Source organism: Spirochaetia bacterium (assembly GCA_022482625.1).
Classification (GTDB): Bacteria; Spirochaetota; Spirochaetia; order Sphaerochaetales; family Sphaerochaetaceae; genus Pleomorphochaeta.
In genome coordinates, this window is record JAKVOU010000001.1 from 3,300,591 (window position 1) to 3,324,621 (window position 24,031).

The following is a 24,031-nucleotide window of genomic DNA, read 5'->3' on the forward strand; positions in this document are numbered from 1 at the left end:
GGTTTTGCCCTTGGGTATAGAAATTGTACTTGAGATTGGAGTCTCCCTACGCTGGTATTATCCAGATCAGGTAAACGGGTTTGTTCTCAGGCATACGCCACCCCAGGACTAAGTGTTTTCAACCTAAGCCAATGGTCGATTATTGTCAAGACCTGTAAGATGCGGTAGATTGGAAACATGAAGAACTTGTTACGTGGTGAGGATGTCGCGGCCATTGATGCAGATGCACAGAGGCTGTATGGCATCCCGGCTTTGGTCATGATGGAGCAGGCCGGACTCAAGGCCTGGCAGGCAATCAGACAGGATCTGGATGCAGAACAGCCGATAGTCGTCGCCTGTGGCGGGGGTAACAATGGTGGTGATGGACTTGTCATTGCAAGGGAAGCTGTCAATGATGGTTTTGTGCATGTGACGGTAATCTTGGTCGGACATCGGTTAAGTGATTGCAATCGGATCCATCGGTCGATTATCAAGGCTTATGGGATACCTGCATATGAGGAAGAAAGCCGCTTGGAAACTGCAGCTACCCAAGCTTTGTCTGCAGCGTCCGTGATCATAGATGCTGTGACGGGGACAGGACTGAAGAAAGAAATCGGAGGTCTTGCCTCGGAGCTTGTCAAGGCAATGAACGACAATCTGAAAGCAACTGTCTATGCCATTGACTGCCCCAGTGGGATGGGGGATGAGGTTTCTGCTTCATCCCTTCATGTGCATGCCCATTGTACGCTCTGCATGGGACCTCTGAAAAGCATGTTCTACCATCCTGCACTGCGGGCACATTGCGGAAAAATCATAGAGATAAATCCATCTTTTCCTCCAGGACTTGTAGCAAAGTCAAAACTTTCCGGTTATCTTGCGGATGATGAAGTTGCCAGCTTGGATCCTTTGCCTTCCGATGCTTATAAAAAGGATAGGGGACATCTTGCCATATTCGGTGGTTGCAGCAGATACACAGGTGCACTGCGCCTTGCAGGCCGCAGTGCTTTTGCAAGCCGTGCCGGACTGGTGAGTGCTATCTGTGACAGGGATATTTATCCGATCATAGCAGGCGAAAGTCCAAGTGTCATTGTAAGGATGCTTGATGAAACTGATACGGTAGAACCGTATACTGCTGTTCTTGCTGGTCCTGGCTGGGGTGGAGGAAGGGAAGAGTTGCTGACAAAGTTGCTCCGTTGCAGCAAACCGCTTGTCATTGATGCTGATGGTATCAGGGCTTTCGCCAATCTATATGCTGAGGGCAAGGTTGCTTCACATCAAGGTACGGTCATCTTGACACCACATTTGGGGGAACTGCATTGTCTCTGCAAGGCAGTGATGCCCGACAGGGCTGCTGGATTGGGAAAAGAGGACTCTCCTGCTTCTTTTCTTGAGACACTTTCTGCCTTGTCTGAAAAAATCGATGCAATTATCGTGGCAAAAGGAGGGGTTACCTATGTGGCTGTTCCAGGCAAACTTCCTGTTGCAGTCAGCGGAGGCAATCCTAGTCTCGGCGTTGCAGGAAGCGGTGATGTGCTGGCTGGATGCATGGCAGGTCTGCTTGCAGGTGGTTTGTCTCCTTTCAAGAGTGCTTTGTCTGCAGTCCTGTGGCACCAGGAAGCGGGAAGATATGCATTTGCCAAAGAAGGGTATTATTCGAGTGAAGATCTGATACCATTCCTTGCAAAGGTAATAGCCACATGATGCAACTTTGGCTACTGACCATCTTTTATTTGGTTTACACTGGTTTGTTGTTGTCAACGCCATATCTGGGAGTGAGAATTCCTTCGTTGCTCAACCTGCGTGATTTTCTCTTTTCTCATGGCAAATTGATAAAAGTAGTTGCGATAACCGGCTATATCATAGGGACATGCAATTTGGTTTTTCCATTGGAACCGGGTCCCATAGTGCTTGGAGACTTGTTTCCTGCATTGTTTACCTTTTGGTCTGCTATCTGGTATACATTCCGGATTCATAAAGGAGAAGAAGGTGGACAGTTTGGTATGGATGGAGAAGAGTGTAAGAAGTATTGGCGTCGAGCCATAACACTTCTTAGTGTCGCTTTTTTGCATTTTTTACTACCTTTCTGGGTATTGTTATAAACTAAGGAGTGTCTGTCTTGGAAACTGAAAAATGGGAAAGGGAAAGAATCACTACAAGTGGTATCTGCTTTGATGCCACAGGTAGGGTACTGATAGCAAAACGTGAGGATAAAGGTTCCATAGGTGGCAAGTGGGAATTTCCCGGAGGGAAAAACCGTGACCAGATCGGAGAAACCATAAGTGAGACTCTGCAAAGGGAATGGAAGGAAGAACTTGGAAAGGAAATTGAGGTTAAAGGCCTGCTTGCAACCCATGAATTCATCAACAAGGGAACGCTATACCATCTCAAGGCATACGAAGTAAAGCTGAAAGATGAAGGTCCGTTCACGTATGCGGTTCATACACAGTTCAAATGGGAAAGTCTGGATAAGCTTCGTTTCTATGATTTTGCACCGAGTGACAGGGCAATCATCGAAAAATTAGGGGGAAAGCCTTGTTTGCCGCTTATAGCCGATATGGGAAGAAGGCTGGAATCTTCTGATGGCCATACGGTCATTTGCCTGACAGGTGGAGGAGGAAAGACTTCCAGTATGGTAGCCTTGGGGGCATATTACAGAAGCCTTGGGAAAAAAGTGCTTATCGGGACAACTACCAAAGTCCAGTCTCCCCGCTGGTATGATTTCAAGGCGGATACGGTAATCTTGGATGAGGGAGAATTCTTTTCCCATGAACCGGAAGCAGGCAAGACAGTATTCTTTGCACAGGGAGAACTGATGGATCCTAAAAAAGTCCATGCCCCACGGGAAGAGATCTTTGACCTGATGACAAAGAACTATGATGTTGCCATTCTTGAAGCTGACGGAGCAAGGATGCTTCCTCTCAAACTTCATACGTCACGGGATCCTGTAATTCCAAAAAGTACGACGGCCGTCGTTGCCTTGTTGGGAATGAGTAGCTTTGGGCAGGTAGCGGCTGATGTCTGTATGGATGAAATACAATTATGCAGGGTCGATGGCCCGTATCTCCAGGCTCTGCTGGAGGACGAGGAGGGGGTTTGCAAAGGAATGCGACCTGATACGAAAAACCTTGTACTTTTCAATCAATGTGATCTTCTTGATGCACGGCAACTGGCGTCCATCAAGGCTTTGCAGTTTTCCTGCCCTGCTTTGTTTGGTTCTGTCAGGCATGATTGCCTGTGCTGAACATGAATAGGAGGAATTGTGGACAATCTATATGATTATCTGTACTGGCGTGGGGATCTGAGCTTTGATACTGTGGCTCCCAATGAGATAGACATGGTCATCTTTGCCGTGCTTTCCTATGTCGATTATTCCAGTGTGCTTCCTTTGGGCAAAGTAACAGAAGGCTATATGTTACCCGTACTTGTAGAGAAGATGGATAGTGCCGGTGCATTGAAGCCAAAGAAAGGTACTCCCGATTTTGAGGTAGAATGCTTGTCGCTGCTGCCGTTGCTTGCCAGTAAACCTCGTTTCAGCAAGACCCGGGTGTTTGCCTATTCATGCCATCTTGATAAGGACAATGCCCTTCAGTTCGCTGCCGTTTCCTTCCTGCTGGAAACGGGGAGCCTTGTGGTTTCCTATCGTGGTACCGATGCATCCCTCATAGGTTGGAAAGAAGATTTTCTGATGAGTTTCAAGGTTGCCGTCGGTTGTCAGGAGCTGGGCTTTGCTTATCTGAAGGAAGTTGCGTCAAAGACTTCTGGACAGGTATATACGGTAGGGCATTCAAAAGGTGGCAATGTTGCCTCCTATGCTGCAATGAAAGCTGATGCGGGTCTCCAAAAAAGGATCAAGGGCATCTATAGCTTTGATGGTCCTGGTTTCAATGAACAGACACTTTCCACATTGCGCTGTTCCCAAGTATGTGACAGAATTACCACTCTCGTACCACAGGGTTCTGTGGTAGGCATCCTGATGCAACATGAGGAACCGATACAGGTTGTGTATTCGGCAAAGAAATCCGGTATCATGCAGCATTTTCCATTTTCCTGGGAAGTTGAAGTCAACCATTTCAAGAGAATGGAGGAGCGGGACCGCTCTTCTTTGGTCTTTGATACCGGAATGAGAAAATGGCTTGAAGGCCTGAGTAAGAATGAGATGCAACTTTTTGTTGATTCGGTATTTGCCTGCGTCGATGAGGCAGGAGCCAATCGTTTCAGGGATGTCGTGACCAAACCGGGCAAAACACTTTCAAGTATGCTGAAGGTCTATTCTCTTACTGATCCTGAATCCAGGAAACAATTAGAGAAGGTGCTTCGGTCTTTCTTTGCTTCGATGGCTTCTGCTTCTTCTGACCAATATCAGACAAAACGCGAGGCCTTGCTGGACACCTTGCGCAAGAGCCGGAAGGTGAGGTCTGGTATTTCATTCGTAGAGAATAAGATAGGTAAAATATAACGCTTGAATAGATATTGAAAGAGGAAAAGTTTGACTTTTTTCTGTTAGCTATGTAAAGATAAAGATTTTGTTGATAGGAAACAAATCGGACCGAAGCTCTGTCAAGATACCTTTGGCCCGATTTGTTTTTTCCTATAAAGGATATATATTACAGTACTGTGTTGTCAGGAATAATTGCATTCTTTGTGATGACGATGATGCCGTCACGTATGGAATACATTTCCTTGTCGCAATTATCTCTTGGGAAATCATCAATTCCGATGCGGCAACCATTTCCGATTCTGGCGTTCTGGTCAATGATTGCTTTTCTGATCAACGTTCCCTTTCCTATGCCAAGGTTGGGGATATGTTTCCTTGCATTTTCTTTTTTGTCATCTGGCGTTTCATACTTGGAAGCGCCCATGCAGTATACTCCATCCAAGGAAGCTCCGCTTTCAATGATTGTCCGTACGCCTATGATTGAATTGACGATATAGGCATTGGTTATGATCGAACCTTCGCTGGTGAGGGAAGAACTGATATTGCAGAAGTTGAGCTTCGTAGCAGGCAGATGTCGCCTGTGTGTATATATCGGGTGATCCTCATCATAGAAGTTGAATTCCGGTTGCATTGAAGCCAGGTTGAGATTGGTTTCATAGAACGCTTTGATCGTTCCGATGTCCTCCCAGAACTGATCAAAGAGATAAGCGCATACTTTCCTTTCCTTGATTGCCTGAGGGATGATTTCCCTTCCGAAATCGGTCAGGTCATTGTCCAGGACCTGGTCCATGGTCTGTGCATTGAATATGTAGATTCCCATGGAAGCCAGGTATTCATTGGAAGCATCGACATGTTTATGAAGACTGTCCATCATAAGCTTGTCCGGTACTTTGTACTGGCTTATGTCCAGTTCATCTGAAGGTTTCTCAAGAAAGTTCTTTATTACACCTTCCTCATCAGCCCCGATGATGCCTAGTCCGGTTGCCTGCTTGCGGGAAATCGGCTTTGCTGCGATCGTAATCTCAGCACCGCTTGCAATATGATGGTCAAGGGCTTCCTTGAAGTCCATCCGATACAACTGGTCACCGGAGAGGATGATGTAGTATTCAACCTGTTGATCCTTGAAGTGCACAAGATTCTTCCTTACTGCATCGGCGGTACCCTGATACCAAGAATTGTTTGTTATCGTCTGTTCGGCTGCAAGGATTTCGACGAATCCGTCAGTAAAGGGCCCGAATTTGTAAGTGTTGGTGATGTGGTTGTGCAAAGAAGCTGAGTTGAACTGAGTCAACAAATATATCTGCATGACTTCACTGTTTATGCAGTTTGAAATAGGAATGTCTACCAAGCGGTATTTTCCCGCAAAGGGAACCGCCGGTTTCGCTCTGTCTTTGGTCAGTGGATACAGCCGAGTTCCTTTTCCGCCACCAAGGATGATTGCCATTGCCTTGTGTTTTTTCATTTTGTTTCTCCCATAGTATAGATCATATGATATTCTTTTGCAGAACGATCCCATGTGAAATCAGTCTGCATACCTCTGGTCCTCATAGTTTCTATGCAATCACTATCCTCCTCATATACCCTTAGGGCTATTTTGACGGCTTCTTCAATGCCATGTCCGCTCATTTCAGTAAAGAGGAAGCCTGTTGCATGCGTTCTGTCCTGTGTAAAATCAACAATAGTATCGGCCAATCCACCTGTCCTGCGCGCTATGGGTAACGTCCCATACCGCAGAGAATAAAGCTGGTTGAGCCCGCAGGGTTCATACCTGCTTGGCATAAGGAAGAAGTCGCTGCCGCCTTCAATCCTATGTGCAGCTTCATTGGAGAAAAGTATCTGTACAGGAAACATTGCCGTTCCTTTCTCCGATTGCGTGTAATTTGTTCTGGATATACTCATCTCCAGTACCGATGATCAGGAACTGAACCCTCAGTTCCTGGGCCATACGTTCAAGGGCACAAGGTTCTCCCTCAAGCAATTCGACGAACCCTTTTTGTTCTGCCAATCTGCTGATCATGCTGATCAGCGGCACATCTGCATTAGTTTCCAGTTTGAATTCTTTCTGGATTTCTGCCTTGAGCAAGCTTTTGCCATGCAAATCTTCACTGGAAAAATGTTGGGTAAAGAACCTGTCAGTCATACTGTTCCATTCGTTATAGTCAATGCCGTTCAATATCCCGGTAAGCACACCTGACCTTTCTCTTAGTATGCCATCCAGCTTACAGCCATATTCAGGCTCCTGGATCTGTTTTGCATATGTCGGACTGACAGTGGTAATCCTGTCTGCATAGACAAGACCAGCCTTGAGCATGTTGATTCGCTTGCCTGGACCAGTTCCCATAAAAATGCCAGCTTCAGGGATGAAGTCAGCAGAAAAAGCATCCAGTCTGGCAAAATCACCCTGGTAGGCAAGATTGTGGATAGTCAGTATGCTTTTTGTCTTTGCAAAGAAAGTATTTTCTGATGTCCTGAGCAGGAATGGTACAATACCTGCTGTCCAATCATGACAATGGATGACATCAGGCTTCCAATCCAGTTCCAGACAGAGGGGAAGTACCGCCTTGTCCATCAACATGAACCTGACGAAATTGTCCGGATAGGGGGCGAACGAGGTATCTCCGTAGATACCTTTCCTTTCTGTGAACAAGGGGTGACAGAGTGCAAGGTAACTGATACCGTCTATTACCTGTTTCCTGACCGTGACCTGTTCAATTTTGTTCCTGAGGGAAATGGAAAGGGTTGCAAGGGGTTTGGAAAACCCCGTAAGATCAACATTACCATATGCCGGCATCACAATGGCGACTTCATCGCCCTGTCGTACCAAAGCTGCAGATAAAGAGCCGACTACATCTGCCAATCCTCCTGATTTTGAAAAGGGGACCGCTTCACTAGTTACCATGAGGATTTTCATACTTTAATTACAGCATCATAGGGTACGCGCGTCAAGGAAAACCGCATTATTTTCCTTCGATTAGACAAAAGAATGACACGTTTGGGCAACGATGTCCCTTCCGTGTCATTCTCCGATGCACATTTTGTCAGATTATAGCATGTCAATGCGATGCGTAGGCATTACCTTCAATTTCATCAATGTATTCACTGGCAATATGAGCGGCAACAGCTCCGTCCGCGGCTGCAGTAACAACCTGTCTGAAAGGAGTATTTCTGACATCCCCGATAGCAAAGAGTCCGGGCATTTTCGTTTCCATCCTGTCATTCGTCATTACGTAACCTGTTTTGTCCAGCAGTTCCTTGTCAAGCATCTCAGTTTGGGGGAGCATGCCTGCAAAGATGAAGACTGCACTCGTCGGTTTTGTTACATGTTGACCGTCTACGGTAGATTCCAGTTCAATGGCAGTTACCTTTGTCCCATCACCTTTGATGCTGACAGGCTTGAAGTTCATCATTGTCTTGATTTTTGAAGCAGAGATTTGTCTGACCAAGTTGTCCTGGGCTCTGAAACGGTCGCGCCTATGTACGAGCGTGACGTCATCACTCAATTTGGAAAGATAGAGGGCATCAGTCAGGGCTGTGTCTCCTCCTCCAATCACATAGATGGTCTTATTCCTGAAGAAAGGGCCGTCACATGTGCCGCAATAGGATACACCCTTGCCGCTGTAGGTTGCTTCTCCGTCAATGTCGAGCACCCTATGTTTTGCTCCTGTTGCAATGATTACAGTCTTTGCCTGTACGGTTTCTGATTTCAGGTTGACTTCGAAATACTTGTCATCTTTCTTGATGGAAACCAGTTCATCATAAAGCAATTTTGCCCCGAAATTCTCGGCTTGTCTCTGCATCTTGTCTGCCAGTTCAAAACCTGTGATGGCTTCGTCGAAACCTGGATAATTCTCTATGCGGTCAATGAGCATTGTCTGCCCACCGGCAGCAAGTTTCTCTATGATCAGTACATCCCTGCCTGCTCTTGCACCATATTGAGCTGCAGCCAATCCCCCCGGTCCACCACCGATGATTGCTATATCAGTCTGTTTCATTGCGTTTTCCTTTGACCCTATTCATTGTTCTTAGCTATAGGGTAGCATCGAAAATGCAAAAAGAAAAGCGACAATGTCACAAAAAGAGGATGACCGAACTGACGGTACATCCTCTCATATGGTTATGAAAATGTTTGGTTATGGTTTAGCCTTCAGCTCTCAATTGCTGCAGTTTCTTTTCCAGAGCTATTTCAGCATCACTCTTCCTGACATAGACGGGACCTGTTCCCGTTTCATCTGCGCCTTTTTCCTTGAATTGTCTTTCTGCCAGATGTGCGAGCTGGACGCCGATATCCTTTGGCGTATCATCAAGTGACAAGCGATTTGCTTCGACGCCAGCACCGATAAGTTTCTGCTGGAAAATCTGGGAATCTGGACCTGTGATGAGTACAGGTTCCTTGTCTCCTAGCAGTTGGACTACTTCACTCTCATGACAATCCATGTCCCTTGTCAATCTCTTGTCTCCGCGATAAAGGGCTATATAAAATCGCTTTTTCCTGGCATCGATTGCGGTTACTGTAATACCGGAAAAGAATGTCGTAAAGGAAGCAAGCAGATCCATTGTCGAAACAGAAACCAATGGTATTGAAGTTGCACTGCTGATGCCTTTCATTGCACTCATGGCTATACGTAGGCCAGTGAATGAACCAGGTCCGGCTGTGCATGCAAGCAAGTCAAGGTCTTTGAGCTTTAATTCCTGTTCCTTAAGCAAGTCCAGGATTGAGGGGAGCAGGTTTTCACTATGGTGCATGCCATCATCCCTGCATAGGCTTGATGTTCCCTTTTCAGTAACCAGAGCCAGATGCATTAGCTGGGTGCTGGTATCAGCTGCCAATATTCTCATAGTTCCAAACCTCTTATTTCAATCTTCCTTGATTGGTCCGACTGTATTTCCAATGTAACGAAAACAGTATTCTCAGGGAGTAGGTCATCAATCTTTTCGGACCATTCAACCAAGGTAACGCCCTTGCTGTAGAGCATTTCCTCTCCTCCGATCATTTCAAATTCATCATCTCCTGAGAGACGATAAAGGTCCATGTGATAGAGGGGCAATCGTCCTTCATATTCCTGGACCAACGTAAATGTCGGGCTTACGATAGCTTCGCTGATGCCAAGGCTACGGGCAATTCCTTTTGCAATGACCGTTTTGCCGGCTCCAAGGCTTCCTCTTAGGGAAATCACCAGACCCTGCGTACACTTGTCTCCGATTTTTTCACCAAGCTTTTCAGTCTCATTTGCACTGTTGCTGATGAACACACTCATCCTTGTCTTCTCCTTGGTGCCCTTCCTGGTGCTTTTCTGCTTCTTTCAATGTTTCGTCATCAACGACTTCTTCAATGATAGGATCGGAAAGTCTGTCACCGGTGGCACTGCAATAATCCTTGCTCAACTGTATGACCACCGGGTCCCTTTGGTCAACTGCCCTGGCATTTTCAAGTAATTTCCTTGCCATGTCATATTCCTTGTCTTTTAGGCAAAGATAGGCAAGGTTGGACAGAAGCTTTACATTTCCCTTGTCAAGGTCGATGGCAGTGTTGAGGTAAGTCTTTGCCAATTCCCTTTCTCCGCATTCCAAGGTACAGATTGCCAATTCATTGTAGATTTCACCGTTCTTCTGGCCAAGTTTCAGACAGGTATAGAAACTTTCCCGTGCTTCATCGAATCTTTCAAGACGACGAAGTGCCCAGCCCTTCAGGAAATGTGCATTCCATAGCTTTGGATTTTCTTTCAGATATTCATTGAGTAACTCAAGGGCCTTTTCCTCATGGCAGAGCTGAATTTCATCATAGGACTGCAGCAGTTTCGTGTCGTTGCTGATTTTGCTATGGATGTCATCAAGCAGATGGCTTACATGTCCTCTCTGCTTGTCATCCTTGTCTGCAAACTCAAGGTACTTTTCCAGATAATCCCTGGCTGTATCTATATTGTTCTGGTAGACATGGAAATACCCAATCTCACGCAGTAAATCTGGATTTTCAGGAAAACGTTCCGTTCCTTCTTTCAGTGTATCCAAGGCTTTCTGCTGATAAAGATCAAAAGTCTCCGAATTGCCAGCTTCCTTTTCTGCCGTTGCCCTGGTTGAGTAATGGGTAGCCAGGTTGATATATGTGGTACTTTGCGGAAGCAAATGGTTTACAGCAAGGAAAAGCTCTTCGCTGAAATCATAATTCTTGCCTTTTTCCTTTGCAATGGCAGCAATGTTGAGTTCCTCTACGCAATCAGGCTGGGCAGCCAGGATGAAATCCTTGTAGTAGCTATAGAATTTGTTTTCCGGTTGCCAGGCAACGATTTTTATCATTGCTGCAACAATCATTTCGATGGTAATGCCGTCCGATCCAATTTCTTCCTGTCCGTCCGGAAGCTGGACTGGAAGCGGAATACTCGGATTGATGTGAAGATTGCCGATATCCTGTTCCATGCTTGCAGGAAGAGTGATGTACACTATTCCCCTCAAATGGTCATGTTTCATATCCATTGTGTTCTGTTTCCTTGGTAGCTGTCAGAAAAAGTGGTACGGAGGAAGCAAGCTCTTGAACCGTTGGGTTCAAGTGGGAAACCAGTTGGTGCGAAATTCTGTTCCGACGGTAGTCGGAGCAATGCAGTCGCACTATGCCGTGTCCCTTACATGTAGGTTGAGCCAAGAGACTAGCGCCTCTCTACCGTACCACGTGTCAGCAAATATAAATATATCTCTTGGGCCTGAAGCCCATCCAGCTGTACTATACAGTATTTCTCTTGAGTTTCATAGAGGAAAAACAAAAAATCTGAGTTCCTTCCCTGCAGGGTATTGCAGAAAGGGAAGCAACACAAGGAAAAAGGTCCTGTATCTTTTTATTTTTATTTTTCCCTGATTATCTGAAAGCAGACTTTCCAAGGTTCCTTAGGCCCATGATAGAGATATTGGGGATGTACGGGGGCTCCCCAGGTATCATCGCCTCCGATGCCGCAGCTGCCATGCATGATCCGTACGACATTGTAACTGTGGTTTGGTAGGTCTTCCAGATGTCTGGACTCCTCGATTTCGTGACATGACCATGGCAAGACGGAAGTCTCAAAGATGCTGTTGCAGGTAATCCTGAGACCTTTTCCCTTTTTGTTTACAATTTCGATGTATCTGATGTCAGTCTTGTTCCCTGTTTCCTGTGGATACATATAGGGCAATGCCTGGTCTTCTACGATTTCTTCACCGTAACCGAGTTCACACGATTCCTTTCTGTCTGCATAGGCCTCGCAGGTCTTGTTGCCATAGTAGCATAGATGGTCATATTGTTTGTCCATCGCAAAGCTGATTCCAAAGCATGGCATGTCGGAGCCAAAGCCTTCTCCACGGTCAAGTATCTTGATTTCTATCATTGCTCTGCCGTTGCTTGCAAATGAGAAATCCAAGCTGCATTTCATACTTGCCATATCTACGATTGACATACAGTGATTTTTCCAGATTTTGAAATCAATGACCTTCCGATAGAGGGAAGCGCATTTGTATTTTTCCCAGCGTATCGTACTGCCGTTTGCCAATTCATTTGATGTCGGGGCTCTCCATATCTCAAGTGAAATCGGAAGCTTCAGAATGTTTTCCTGTGCTGTCAGAATGGCAGTAAGACTGCCATAGTGCAGTTTGTTTACAAGAAACTGTATATCGTTTGCCTGTGCACCGACATTATCTTTGCCGATGATCAAAGGCAATGCTTCATTGTCTTTGATTGCAACAAAGCAAGGGTTTCCTGCTTTGTCTGACAGCGAAAGGGATGATGAGACGATGATATGCCCTGCAGACAGCCAACCCCGTCTTCTTGCCTGCTGTGCCTTTACACAGAGCACAAGTTCCCCTTTCTCCTGTACTTGGGGGATCTTATCAAGCCTGACGACAGTTTCCTGGCGGGGTAATATTATCCTGTTGATGCAGGTGCTCTGGATTTCTTTCCCGTCAAGCCGATAGGAAAAGATGAAGCGGAGATCGGAGGTATCGGTAAAAGACCTGCGGTTTTCGATCAGCACCTTGTCTTTTTCGATGATAATCCTGATCGGGCTATAGAGTTTCTTTACCTCTTCGGCCTTGGCACTTTTATCACTGTCGGCAAAGAAAAGGCCATTGCAGCAGAAATCTTCATCGGTAGGGTATAACCCATGGGTTCCGCTGTAAACTTTCCTGCTCTTTGGAATCAGAGCAAGTCCCTGGTCACGGAAATCCCAGATGAATCCTCCTTGATAAGCCGGATATCTGTCTTCAAGGTCCGTATATGCTTTCAGCCCACCGCAAGAATTTCCCATTGCGTGGCAGAATTCGCAGAGGATAAAAGGCCTGTCACCATGTATGTTAAGAAAAGTTGCGACATCCTGTGGTTTTGTGTACATTTGGCTTTCTATGTCACTGATTTCCCTGTATGGAGAATCAAAACGTACATTTTCGTAATGGATGAGCCGTCCGTCATGAAGATTCCTCAGGCACTTGCTTTCTTCCATGAGTATCGGTCCATCAAAGCTTTCATTTCCGCATGACCAAAGTAAGATAGAGGTATGGTTTTTGTCTCGCATAGCCATATTTCTTGCTCTGTCCAAGACCAATGGTTCCCATTCCATGTGATTTCCCGGAAGACGGTCCTGAGTCAAGTGCCCATAAGTATCGATGCCTGTTCCATGCGTTTCCATGTTTACTTCATCGATGACGTAGAAACCCATGCGGTCACACAGCCGATAAAACAGGCTTTGGTTGGGATAATGTGAAGTGCGAATGGCATCGATATTGTGTTCCTTCAGCAGCAGGAGGTCCCGGATAATGTCTGATGTCCCGATTGCACGCCCTTTGTCCGGTGCAAATTCATGCCTGTTGATACCATGGAAAACCAATCGTGTGCCGTTGAATTTCATAATGCCGTCGTCAATCTCGATACGTCTGAATCCAAACTCTTCTTCTTTTGTGTCCAATGTCATTCCTTGGGCATCGATAAGCAGCAGCTTGATGCCATAGAGCATAGGTGATTCGCTGCTCCACGCAAGCAAGTTGGACAGATGGAAGGTTGGAAATGTATTGGTTCCTTCCGAGACAGTGTATCGACCAAGGCGGGTAGGATAAGTCTTTTCCGTATGAGCCAATTGTGTTTCACTGATGCAGCTGGAAAGGTCGGCAACCTCACTGAGCCGGATTTCTATGGTTTTGGCCTGGTTGCCAAGAATTTCAGTTTCAATATCCAATGTTCCGTCCGTCAGGTTCTTTGACAACAACGGACGTACGAAGATGTCGTTGATCCTGTCTTGGTTCGGAAAGGAAAGATACACCGGTCTGAAGATACCGGAAAAACGCCAGAAATCCTGATCACCTAACCAACTTCCTGTGGTGTAATGGGCAACAATGCAGCTGATGATGTTTTTCCCTTTTCTAAGAAGTGGGGTGAGGTTGAAGACTGAAGGTGTAAATCCATCTTCCTTGTAGCCGATGAACGTACCGTTGAGAAAAAGTGCAATGCAGCTTTCGACTCCATCGAAAGTGATATGGGTGGCTTGTATTTGTTTTGCTATGAAACTCTTGCAATAGACTGCAATCAGATTGTCATGCTTCGGTATGTCTGGAGGGACCAATGCTTCTTTTCCATCCCATGGATATTGGGTATTGACATACTGAGGCATGTCAAAATCTTGCAACTGAAGTTCTCCAGGGACTTGGACTGGTCTCAGTTTTGCAGGAATCTGTCCTGCGAATACAGCTTCTGGAACTTCTGACGGGTTCCTGTATATTGCTACTTGCCATCCGTCTGCCAGGATGGTGACTTTTCGCCTGTCATAGGGATCTGCACATATTTTTTCCGTGCCTTCATTGAAATGTTCCAACGATGAAAACCAGCTTGCATCGAACATGTTGTCTTCTCCCTCTATCAAATCAAGCAGATAGGTTGCCATACGCTAAGTCTTGGTGCTGTATCGCAGAGCTGTCCTCTGTCAGAATACCTGTAGTGTAGGAAAATTTGAAAACACAGGGAAAGATCAGTCTTTGTTGCCATAGTACTCGTATGTCTCCTAGGATAGTTGCTAATATGTTATTGCCTTCAGTGCTGTAAAACAATTCTATATCTCATGACTACTGTTGAAAAGATATTGGCAGAGGAAAATATAAACGGATCCAACTTTATAAAAGTAGCTTGAAGTCATCTGTTGTTATCAGCCAGAATTTGGCTGGAAATTGCAATAGGCCACTTTGACCGTAAGAAAGTAGACTGACGTTGCGTCATAAATGAAAACATTGTTTCTGGATTCCAGTTCTCGGAGTGACAAGTATGATTTCATACTTGAGCGGACATATGCATTGGCTTACCATCGGAAATAGGGCCATTGACGAATCTATTTCATAGGGAGAACCGTAATATGACCCGAGACGTAATCGATCAGGACTGTCATAGAAAAACGGACCGGTAATCCGGTCCGTCCTAGATTGTCAGTTGACAGTACTGTAGCTTCAGACAGTTTTGTCTTCTTCTACAGGAATGTCTCCAGCGGGTACTTTTCCCTTGGAGTCATCGTCAGCATCCTTGATTTCACCATCAAGCATGGCATCATTGAGTTCAACGGTGTCACTGTTAAGTGCGTCTCCTGCTGTATAATTATCAGCAGCATCAAGTTCTGCATTCTGATTTTCCAAGAAATCAATGTCATCCAACCCATCAATGGAATCGAGAGTCTCCAAAGAACTTGCAATACTCTGAGTAATGAGTTCTTCCTGCTCCTGATATTTGAGAATAGATTCCTCAAGTTCTGCATTGTGCGTCTTGACGAAATTATAATCAGCCTGCAACCTGTTGTACTCAGCCTGAAGTGCATCCTTCTCTTCCTGGAGGTCTGCATTTTCTTTTCTGAGCATTGTAATCAGTGTTGCTGCTTTTTTTGTTCTAAGAGCCAGTTGCTCTATCTGATCAGTCAATGATGCCATTGAATTACCCTCCTTGCTGGTATTACTTTGACAACCCAACTTTTACCTGATTGACCAAGGCTGAAAAAGAAGTCTTGTCCTCAATAGCCATATTGGACAAAGCTTTTCTGTTGATCTGAATACCAGCCTTGTTCAAGCCGTGCATGAACTGGGAATAATTGAGACCCTCAGCACGAACTGCAGCATTGATTCTTGCAATCCACAGTTTGCGGAAATCTCTCTTTCTTTCCTTACGACCCCGGTATGCATATTGTCCGGCTTTTGCAACAGCATCCTTTGCTACACGGTTGTTCGTGCTACGACGTCCATAGTAGCCTTTTGCCTGCTTAAGGATTTTCTTCCTTCGGTCTTTTCTTTTTGTTCCGTCTACTGCTCTCGGCATTTTCTCATTCCTCCCTTAACTGTATGGCAGCATAACCTTGGCGGTCTTTGCTGCTTTCGGATCAAGAATACCGGAATGACGAAGATTTCTCTTTCGCTTGGTAGACTTCTTAGTAAGAATATGACGAAGTCCTTGCTTTTTGTAGCGGACTTTGCCAGTACCAGTTACACGGTACCGTTTTGCAACGGCCTTTCTTGTTTTCATCTTTGGCATTTTTCGTACCTCATATCTGCGCCCACAAGGAACAAGCCCCCTTGGAGCAACATTAATTCCTTATCCATACGGATAAGGTTTTATCCATTTTCAACAGGTTTCTTTACCGAAGGGCCCTTGATAGGAGAGATTGTCATACTCATCATCTTGCCTTCCATTACGGGACGCCTGTCTATATTATAGGATACACCATATCCAGTCAGTGTATCAAGTATCTTTTCTAACACTACTCGGCCCAGCTCCGTATGTGCAAGCTCTCTTCCTCTGAACCTGATGCTTACCTTTACCTTGTTGCCTTCTGCAAGAAAAGCCCCGATGGCTTTGCTCTTTGTTTCCATGTCGTGCTTTTCAATCTTAGGTTGCATCCTTACTTCTTTGATCTTCACGACAGTTTGGTTTTTCTTGGCTTCTCTTATTCGCTTTTCTTGTTCGTATCTATATTTGCCGAAATCAAGTATCTTGCATACGGGTGGTTTTGCATTCGGCGATACTTCCACCAAGTCCAACCCTTCTTCTTCTGCCAGTTTGATTGCGTCGAAAGTACTCATTACACCGCGCTGAACTCCTTCAGCATCAATGACGAAAATATCTCTTGCACGAATCTGTCTGTTGATTCTTAAATCCTTTGTTGCCATCGAACTCCTGTGTGTTTGTTCAAAACAAACACTGTTTGCTAATCTTAATTAATTTATGTATCAGCCATACTGACTTGGATAATATAGTAACATGCAATTACTAGAAATGTCGAGGGTAAATCCTGTACTTAGCTGGTTTTTTTGACTATTTCGGTATCATTGGCAGTATGGCATGCAAATTCTTTGATTGATACCGGACAATTTGAGGCGCTGTCTGTCCAAGGAAAGACAACGCCTCAAGAAGCATCAGTCCTGGTTAGTCAAGAGCATGTCCTGCACTGCCAAGAACGTCTTTGTTCTTATGTTCGTACATAAGCTTAAGGGCTTCACGGGCTGGTCCGAGATATTTGCGTGGATCAAATACACTTGGCTGTTCATCAAGGATACGACGAATGGTCCCTGTCATGGCAAGGCGTCCGTCGCTGTCGATGTTGATCTTGCAGACTGCGCTCTTTGAAGCTTTCCTCAGCTGTTCTTCTGGAATTCCGACATTGTCCTTCAGTTTCCCGCCATGATCATTGATCATCTTGACGAATTCCTGTGGGACGGAAGAAGACCCATGCAGGACAATCGGGAATCCTGGCAGTTTCTTTTCAATTTCTGCAAGGATGTCAAAGCGCAGCGGTGGCGGAATCAGGATGCCGTCAGCGTTGCGTGTGCACTGTTCCGGCTTGAATTTGTTGGCTCCGTGGCTTGTACCGATTGAGATTGCAAGGGAATCAACACCGGTCTTGCTGACGAAATCTATGACTTCGGCAGGCTGGGTATAGCTTGAATGTTCTGCAGATACTTCATCCTCGATGCCAGCCAATACACCCAGTTCACCTTCCACGGTTACGTCGAATTTGTGTGCATATTCAACGACTTTCTTGGTAAGTGCGATGTTTTCTTCATAAGGGAAATGGGAACCGTCAATCATGACGGAAGAGAATCCATTGTCAATACATTCCTTTGCAGTTTCGAAGCTGTCACCATGGTCAAGATGAAGCACGATTGGAATTGCACAGCCCAATTCCTTGGCATATTCTGTTGCACCTCTAGCCATGTTCCTCAACAGGTTGATGTTGGCATAATCCCTGGCGCCTTTTGAGACTTGAAGAATTACAGGTGACTTCGTTTCGACACAGGCCATGATGATAGCCTGCAGCTGTTCCATGTTGTTGAAGTTGTAGGCCGGGATGGCATAGCCACCTTTGACAGCTTTTGCGAACATGTCCCTTGTGTTGACAAGACCAAGTTCTTTGTATGATGTCATTGTTTACTCCTTGATGGTTTTTGTTTTGTTGCGTCCACAATGTTATCTCTTTGTGTACTTTCGGTCAACAAGGAGCATAGGTTTATTGACTTATCAATACGGCTGTTGTTAGACTTTCCGCATGAAACCTGCCGATCGACATCCATGTGTAGCTGTTTTTGTTCCTTTGGGAATTTTTATAGCGTGCTTTGTTTATTATAGCTGTTTTATGCCACGGATTCTCATCGTTACGGACAGCATATATAATGATGCTGTCATTGCCCATGAACAGGGGGCCATACGCAGGAAACTGCTTGCCAGGGGAATGTCTGAAAAGGTCATTGAACTTGATTCGATGGATGAACCGTGGAAAGAAAAAGTCACGCGGCGGGATTTGTTTGTCGTGCTTTCCCCGTTGGTGTCCAGGACTGCATCCCAGTTGCCTGTCGATACGAAGATTGTTTCACTAGCAAAGGGCCTTGACGGTGCTTCCGTCGTCGCTGACCGAGGAAGTGAAGACGATGGGTGGAAGCAACTTGCTGATTGGCTGCACTATAAAGGCGACCCCATATATCTGATAGACAGCAAAGGCTTGGACCGGCAGCTTGGAAAAGGCCGATGCCTTTGAAGCTGCCTTCGGCACAGATGGGCTGACACGGATTGACTGTGAAGGTGATGAGCTTCAAGTCTATGCAGATGACCTGGCTCATACCATCGGACAGAAAAATGTCGCCACGGTAGTCGTTACGGGAAGCAAATTGCTTTCTTTGCTATCAAGTAGTGATACATCCCTGCAGTTCTGTGTCGGACAGTACCAGTATGCCAGTGTTCCTCGTTCGGCGCTCAGTGCCATAGTAGCTGATGACCTTCCTGATTTTCTTGCTTCTTTGAAAGATGGGGATTCCTTGCTGCATCAAAAAGTCATCGACCTGCAAGGAGGGTTCCGAAATTGGTTACAACTGTCTCTGCAAGCTGTTCAAGAGAAACTTTTCTGATTTGTGCAGCAGTCCTGTAGGTCAATGGGATGTTAAGTGGTGTATTGTAACTTCCGCGCAATGGTTCGGGAGAAAGGTAAGGGGCGTCTGTTTCCAATAATAGCCTATCATGAGGGATTTGCCCTAGGATTTCTCTCAGTGCTGTGTTTTTTGCATAGGTAATGGGACCTGCAAAGGATATGTAAAGGTCTTTGTCCAATGCGGTCTTTGCAAGTTCTTGGCTGCTGGAAAAGCAGTGGACGATTCCGGAGAAAGAAAAGGTCCTTTCCTTCAGTATTGCAATCATCTGTTCATCAGCATCCCTGGTATGAATGATAATTGGAAGTTTCAGGCTCTCTGCAAGTTCCAGCTGGTTGATGAAGAGTTCTTCCTGCAGTTCCCTGCTGCCATAATCCCAGTGATTGTCCAGGCCGATTTCTCCTATTGCAACAATTTTCTCTGTAGTAATGTTATTTTTGAGTACTGTAAGCTGTGCATTGGTGGAGCGCTGGTCAAGCAGACCCCATGGGCCGATACCGGCACTAAGACGGATAGACGGATGCTTTTTCAGGAGCTTTTCCCGTTCAGGCAAATCATCGCAGTCAGTACCTACGTCAATGCCGCCGGCAAATCCTGAGTGTTCCATCTTTGTGAGGATTTCTTCAATATCTTTATGTTTTGCAATGCTGTTGCAATGGAAATGGCTGTCTATGAAAGGGCAATTCATTCCCTTCCAACATACTGTTGAGTTCTGCAATTCCTTTTTCTTTTTTGTTCATGTTGACAGCATATGGTAATGTCATGAAAGTGTGAAGGACTGGCAGGATTGTAAAATAAAGAAGTGATATGTGGTATGCGCTGTAACAAGATGGTGCTTGAAGTGTTTGTCCTCTTACATCGTGACTGGAAAAACTCCTGAATATAGTATCGGATGATAACCTGAGATGTGATACCATCATGCAGGTCTTGTCAGACTATACAAAAAACTGTTCATATTGCATTATAATTATGATATCCCTATACTATAGGGCATCAGATGTCTATAAGGGGTCCCTGTTTGAAACGTAAGGCGCTGTTTTTGTTTTTAGTAACTGTTGCTTCTTCCAGTGTGTTTTCAGCTGCATCGAACAAACAGGAGATTATTCCTGTTACTTCAGATTGCCAGGAAGCAATGGATATCCTTTATGTCCGACAGGGCCTTGCCTTACCTTCACAGACCGCCTCCTATAGTGTAGCTGAACTTGAGGGCATGCTTCAAAAAATTGACACAAGTAAGATGGATGCCGATCAGAAAGCTACCTATGCCTATGTCAGAGAGGTGCTTGATGCCCATTCATATGCAGGAAAGGGAGTAGGCTTCAAACTGAATGCCTATCTTAATCCAGAAGCTTATCTACATGAGAATACCGAAGATTTTTCTGGCCGTTATGGTGATGAAACTACGCTACGGGAACAATGGTTCCGTGGGTGGATGCAGCAACAGCCTGCAGCTAGTGTAGATATCGGTTTTTATGCTGCTGATCAATTATATGCACAGACTGATTTCTCATATGGCCCTACATGGGCTTATAAGGCGTTCGGAACTTCAAATTTTTCCATGAATATTCCAGGTGCCTTTGGCATGGCGTTGACTGAAGTTGATGCAAACATACCTTACCATGCCTATACTTCGTTCGGTACGGACTATTGGAACGTAGAGATTGGCCGAGACCGTTTGAATTGGGGACCGGGACAGACGGGGAATCTTCTTATCGGCGATAATCTCAAATACCAGAATATTGCAAAATATACAGTATTCGGGAAGTCGTTCAAGTTTACTTTCTTGGTTTCATTTTTTCCTCATCAGATGAATTATAAAGGTAATGAGGGTACCAACAGCCAGTATGACGAGCTGGAAGGTCTTGAAATGCTTCTGGCCCATAAGCTTGAATGGCGGCTTTTCCATGACAAGCTGAACCTTTCTATTGCCGAGGCCATTATGTATGCCGATGAAGATGGCGTCCTTGACTTCAGTGTGCTCAATCCAATGAATGTTTTCCATAGCTATTTTATGAAAGCGAACTGCAATTCCATTGCTTCCCTTAATTTGGACTTTACTGTTGGAACTACCAATTTTTATTTCCAAGGTGTTATGGATGAATATACGGTTCCATACGTTGAATCCAAGTCTGGTTCATACTATCCGGATGCATGGGGTGTGCTTTTTGGTTTGCGCAATTACCAGCCGTATGGCAAGGTGACGGAGATAACGTCACTTGAAGGAGCTTATACACTTCCATACCTTTATCTCAGAGGTAAGAGCGGTGAGGATGTCCAGGATGGCTATGGTATCAATTTTGTCGTTGCAACACGGGTATTCAGTGATGGTGATACTGACTGGGATTTCCTATGACAAGGAATTCCTGGGGTACAAGTATGGCGGGGATGCCATTGTGTTCAATGTGAATAAGAAGTTCGTACGTTACGGCAAATGGAAATTTGAAATCAATAGTTTTAATATGATTCATGGTACATTTAACATTAACACCTTGTGGCGCACGGTTACCTCTGATGTTTTTACACCGACAACTTCCAATCCTGATGCCGACAAGACGGATCTTGACGCGATTGAATATACTTCTGTATTGGGATTCTATGGAGACTTTTCTCTTTTAAATACAGTCAAACCATATTCCCAGGTGGATTTCGTGGCAATCAAGAACAAGGGCAATGTTTCTTCTTCTTTTGATTTTGACGTACAATTGACGGTAGGAGCCAGAATTAACCTTTGATTTGCTCAAGGGAGGAGTGTTTCATGGCTGTTTTTTACATGATAAGACTTGACATTAATGTACGTTGAAAATATTATCTCACACGTATGTTACAAATATCGGATAGTAGCGCAGGGGCTAGCGCACTTGGTTCGGGACCAAGGGGTCGGAGGTTCAAATCCTCTCTATCCGAATACTAGTTCCTTATAATATATAGACTTACGTTTTATAGTCTCCTAATCTAAAAATGCAGTGCTAACAAAACTGCTAACAAAGATTTTTTAGAGGTAGGGTAAAACGCATGAGAAGTCTGTACACGTTATTCAAACGAAAGAACGTTTACTATGGTATTTTCACTGTTGTATCCGACGGTAAGGAAAAACGTCGGTGGGTATCCACTGGATGTACCTCAAAAGCAAAAGCATCCAGATATCTCGATCAGCTTATAGCATCAGGGCGCATGGCTCCGGAAAGTTCCGATACGTTCGCCTTCTATGCAAAGGACTGGTGGCTTCCTGGCAAGTGCCCCTATATAAAGGAACATGAGCGTAACGGCCGTATCCTCTCAAACAACTTCATCAGGTCTTCCCGCAGTGCATTGTTGCGGTACATCCTTCCTGCATTCAAAGCAAAACACTTATGTGACATCACGACCCACGACATTGACGAGTGGAAGTATGCCCTTGTAGAGAAAAAGGGACTTTCAAACAAGTCTGCCAATTGCTACCTGTCCATAGTGAAGACGATGTTCGACTACTGGTGGCGTCATGGCTTCATCAAGGAGGACCCTGCGAAGAAGGTCAAGCAGATGTATGCCAGATGCAGGGAGCGAGGTGAGGTGTACTACGACTTTGACTATACGAAGACAAAGAAAGAGATCCCTCAAAACCTGTCGGTCTCGACTAACCAGGTCCGGCCGCCCTCAAGCTGAGAGTCTCTCTACCATCAAGGATAGACGACTTCTGCAGCTTTTGCAAGGGGATTTCTCAAAAGTCCTTGATGAAAACGGAGAACCACTTGTTCTGTGTCATGGGATAGGGGAGGAGTTCAAGAAGCAAGAAGGGAAGACACTTGTCAGACAGGTCGATGAATATTTTAAGCAGAACTAATAGGCCTGGGGACGGTAAGCCTGAACTGGAGGGGCATACAATCATCCTTGGCTCATGGTATCGGCCGGAACAAGGCTGTGGCATTTCATGCAGTTCCTGAAGTAATCAAGAATGGCCGTATCCTCGGCGAAACAGCAGATTACAAAGGCAGGGGCTATGATGCCATTGTGATCGCTGCTCCGATTACCATTGGAAATGAATCGTATATCTGCGAAGTAGTTGTCAACAAAAGGAAATCTTCAAATAATTTTTACTTGCATGAGGTCGAGGTGAAAGAAAAACTCCAGCTTGGTAACCAAGTACGAAATTACATGGATAAAAATCCAAACCGTAATACCAAAACTGGAGCTTCCAGACTCATTATAGCAAAGCTGGCGGCAGAAGGCAAGTTCAATTTTTCAAAGGCAGTCGATGAGAACGGTGAACCGCTTGTCCTGTATCATGGGACAGGAGAAAAATTCGACACCTTCAGGAAAGACAAGCTGGGTCCGCATGAGCGGGCATTCTTCTTTACGTCCAACAGGCAAAGTGCCGAAGAATACGGTGCGACTGCCATGCCCGTCTTCCTCGATATGAAGAATCCTGTGTTCCTTGATGATGGCTACAATGATGCCGAAGGGAAATCCTATGATCCGGAATCGGATGGGTTCTGGAAGGAACATGACGGCTATGTAGTGGACAGGGACGAGGACTGGAATGAATATGTCGTCAAGGAACCCAATCAGATCAAGTCTGCAACAGGCAATGCCGGTACCTTCAATCCTGGTACTGACAACATACTGTTCCAGACCATCGAACGCAACTATAATCCGAAGAATTTCAAGGAGAACCAAGAATCACTTGATAAATTCGACAAGCAAATAGAGAAACACGATACTGACAAAAGATACAAGGCAAACGAATACTATACTGCATATGCCCATACTCCCCTGGTGTATCGCGAACTTGGCTATGGTGACCTTCCTCTTGTCCTGTTCAAAAGCAAGGTGAACCAGGTACTTGCCATGCCAGGCAAACCTGCAGGTAAGGGAACACCTTATGGGGACACGATCGACATCGGAATCATCAGAAAAGCTGTCCATGGCCTGTCTGACCCACTGGCAATATTCAACAGTGTAAGACGTGACAAAGATACCAAGACATACAAAGCAGTTCCTGGTTCTTTTGTTACGCTTGTTTCTGCAGTAGACAAGAAAGGAAACCCTGTAGTAGTCCCTTTGCACATGGAACGAAAAGTTGACCGTCTCGATGTAGATGTGATTGCATCTGCTTATGGCCGGATGAAGAAGGACATCAAGGCATGGGCAGATAATGGATCCCTACGATATATTGATCAAGAAAAAGCCTCTGCTTCGGTGCTTATGTAGGGGGGGTCCCTGGGAAGGCCGTGAGTGAGGCTGAATTATACATCA

23 protein-coding genes, 1 tRNA gene and 1 riboswitch are annotated in these 24,031 nt (G+C 45.3%); of the genes, 10 read left to right on the top strand and 14 right to left on the bottom strand.

Going from position 1 to position 24,031, the window contains the following annotated elements:
• Positions 1–26 precede the first annotated feature (26 nt).
• Positions 27–116, bottom strand: a riboswitch (TPP riboswitch).
• Between the two features lie 61 nt (positions 117–177).
• The 3 genes from LKE40_14980 to LKE40_14990 all read left to right on the top strand — a co-directional run bounded on the left by LKE40_14980 (position 178) and on the right by LKE40_14990 (position 4,435).
• Positions 178–1,680: an NAD(P)H-hydrate dehydratase gene (locus LKE40_14980; protein MCH3918732.1), complete on the top strand. Its 1,503-nt coding sequence runs from the start codon at positions 178–180 to the stop codon at positions 1,678–1,680.
• 415 nt (positions 1,681–2,095) lie between these two features.
• Positions 2,096–3,220 (top strand): putative selenium-dependent hydroxylase accessory protein YqeC, encoded by a 1,125-nt coding sequence (gene yqeC, locus LKE40_14985; protein MCH3918733.1) that lies wholly within the window; start codon positions 2,096–2,098, stop codon positions 3,218–3,220.
• Positions 3,221–3,238: 18 nt separating this feature from the next.
• Entirely contained in the window at positions 3,239–4,435 is a 1,197-nt protein-coding gene (locus tag LKE40_14990; GenBank protein MCH3918734.1) for a DUF2974 domain-containing protein, read from the top strand.
• 148 nt (positions 4,436–4,583) lie between these two features.
• On the opposite strand, the gene LKE40_14995 is transcribed toward LKE40_14990, so the two are convergent.
• From LKE40_14995 to LKE40_15055, 13 genes are all read right to left on the bottom strand, one after another.
• Positions 4,584–5,876 carry a glucose-1-phosphate adenylyltransferase gene (locus LKE40_14995; protein MCH3918735.1) on the bottom strand — a complete coding sequence of 431 codons (1,293 nt, stop codon included), beginning with the start codon at positions 5,874–5,876 and terminating at the stop codon, positions 4,584–4,586.
• Entirely contained in the window at positions 5,873–6,265 is a 393-nt protein-coding gene (locus LKE40_15000; GenBank protein ID MCH3918736.1) for a glycosyltransferase, read from the bottom strand. Before LKE40_15000 ends, LKE40_14995 begins: the two co-directional genes overlap by 4 nt.
• A complete protein-coding gene (locus LKE40_15005; protein ID MCH3918737.1) occupies positions 6,234–7,325 on the bottom strand; it encodes a glycogen synthase in 1,092 nt (363 codons plus the stop codon). Before LKE40_15005 ends, LKE40_15000 begins: the two co-directional genes overlap by 32 nt.
• A gap of 142 nt (positions 7,326–7,467) precedes the next feature.
• Complete coding sequence (trxB, locus tag LKE40_15010; protein ID MCH3918738.1) at positions 7,468–8,406, bottom strand: thioredoxin-disulfide reductase; 939 nt, start codon at positions 8,404–8,406, stop codon at positions 7,468–7,470.
• 145 nt (positions 8,407–8,551) lie between these two features.
• Positions 8,552–9,250 (bottom strand): tRNA (adenosine(37)-N6)-threonylcarbamoyltransferase complex dimerization subunit type 1 TsaB, encoded by a 699-nt coding sequence (gene tsaB / locus LKE40_15015; protein ID MCH3918739.1) that lies wholly within the window; start codon positions 9,248–9,250, stop codon positions 8,552–8,554.
• Positions 9,247–9,669, bottom strand: a complete 423-nt coding sequence (gene tsaE, locus LKE40_15020; GenBank protein MCH3918740.1) for a tRNA (adenosine(37)-N6)-threonylcarbamoyltransferase complex ATPase subunit type 1 TsaE — start codon at positions 9,667–9,669, stop codon at positions 9,247–9,249. Before tsaE ends, tsaB begins: the two co-directional genes overlap by 4 nt.
• The gene (locus LKE40_15025) at positions 9,638–10,882 is read right to left on the bottom strand and encodes a tetratricopeptide repeat protein (GenBank protein ID MCH3918741.1); all 1,245 of its coding nucleotides are present in this window, start codon (positions 10,880–10,882) and stop codon (positions 9,638–9,640) included. The genes tsaE and LKE40_15025 overlap by 32 nt, the downstream gene beginning before the upstream one ends.
• Positions 10,883–11,244: 362 nt before the next feature.
• A complete protein-coding gene (locus LKE40_15030) occupies positions 11,245–14,298 on the bottom strand; it encodes a DUF4981 domain-containing protein (protein MCH3918742.1) in 3,054 nt (1,017 codons plus the stop codon).
• 553 nt (positions 14,299–14,851) lie between these two features.
• Positions 14,852–15,322: an ATG16 family protein gene (locus LKE40_15035; GenBank protein MCH3918743.1), complete on the bottom strand. Its 471-nt coding sequence runs from the start codon at positions 15,320–15,322 to the stop codon at positions 14,852–14,854.
• Positions 15,323–15,344: 22 nt separating this feature from the next.
• The gene (gene rplT / locus LKE40_15040; protein MCH3918744.1) at positions 15,345–15,704 is read right to left on the bottom strand and encodes a 50S ribosomal protein L20; all 360 of its coding nucleotides are present in this window, start codon (positions 15,702–15,704) and stop codon (positions 15,345–15,347) included.
• Positions 15,705–15,719: 15 nt separating this feature from the next.
• Positions 15,720–15,917 carry a 50S ribosomal protein L35 gene (gene rpmI, locus LKE40_15045; GenBank protein ID MCH3918745.1) on the bottom strand — a complete coding sequence of 66 codons (198 nt, stop codon included), beginning with the start codon at positions 15,915–15,917 and terminating at the stop codon, positions 15,720–15,722.
• Between the two features lie 80 nt (positions 15,918–15,997).
• The gene (infC, locus tag LKE40_15050) at positions 15,998–16,552 is read right to left on the bottom strand and encodes a translation initiation factor IF-3 (protein ID MCH3918746.1); all 555 of its coding nucleotides are present in this window, start codon (positions 16,550–16,552) and stop codon (positions 15,998–16,000) included.
• A gap of 256 nt (positions 16,553–16,808) precedes the next feature.
• Positions 16,809–17,807, bottom strand: coding sequence for a class II fructose-1,6-bisphosphate aldolase (locus LKE40_15055; protein ID MCH3918747.1), 999 nt, complete (start codon positions 17,805–17,807; stop codon positions 16,809–16,811).
• 121 nt (positions 17,808–17,928) lie between these two features.
• Between LKE40_15055 and LKE40_15060 the strand changes: the two genes are divergently transcribed.
• A complete protein-coding gene (locus LKE40_15060; GenBank protein ID MCH3918748.1) occupies positions 17,929–18,414 on the top strand; it encodes a hypothetical protein in 486 nt (161 codons plus the stop codon).
• Positions 18,392–18,781, top strand: coding sequence for a hypothetical protein (locus tag LKE40_15065; protein MCH3918749.1), 390 nt, complete (start codon positions 18,392–18,394; stop codon positions 18,779–18,781). The genes LKE40_15060 and LKE40_15065 overlap by 23 nt, the downstream gene beginning before the upstream one ends.
• Here LKE40_15065 and LKE40_15070 read toward each other — a convergent pair.
• Positions 18,708–19,487, bottom strand: a complete 780-nt coding sequence (locus LKE40_15070; protein MCH3918750.1) for a TatD family hydrolase — start codon at positions 19,485–19,487, stop codon at positions 18,708–18,710. The two genes, LKE40_15065 and LKE40_15070, sit on opposite strands and share 74 nt — an antisense overlap.
• A gap of 330 nt (positions 19,488–19,817) precedes the next feature.
• Here LKE40_15070 and LKE40_15075 point away from each other — a divergent pair, with 330 nt between their 5' ends.
• The 5 genes from LKE40_15075 (at position 19,818) to LKE40_15095 (ending at position 23,986) form a co-directional block, all read left to right on the top strand.
• Complete coding sequence (locus tag LKE40_15075; protein MCH3918751.1) at positions 19,818–21,152, top strand: hypothetical protein; 1,335 nt, start codon at positions 19,818–19,820, stop codon at positions 21,150–21,152.
• The gene (locus tag LKE40_15080) at positions 21,124–21,531 is read left to right on the top strand and encodes a hypothetical protein (GenBank protein MCH3918752.1); all 408 of its coding nucleotides are present in this window, start codon (positions 21,124–21,126) and stop codon (positions 21,529–21,531) included. The genes LKE40_15075 and LKE40_15080 overlap by 29 nt, the downstream gene beginning before the upstream one ends.
• Before the next feature lie 99 nt (positions 21,532–21,630).
• Positions 21,631–21,703: transfer RNA gene (locus LKE40_15085), tRNA-Pro, on the top strand.
• Positions 21,704–21,811: 108 nt separating this feature from the next.
• Entirely contained in the window at positions 21,812–22,441 is a 630-nt protein-coding gene (locus LKE40_15090; protein ID MCH3918753.1) for a phage integrase SAM-like domain-containing protein, read from the top strand.
• Between the two features lie 225 nt (positions 22,442–22,666).
• Positions 22,667–23,986, top strand: a complete 1,320-nt coding sequence (locus tag LKE40_15095; protein MCH3918754.1) for a hypothetical protein — start codon at positions 22,667–22,669, stop codon at positions 23,984–23,986.
• Positions 23,987–24,031 lie beyond the last annotated feature (45 nt).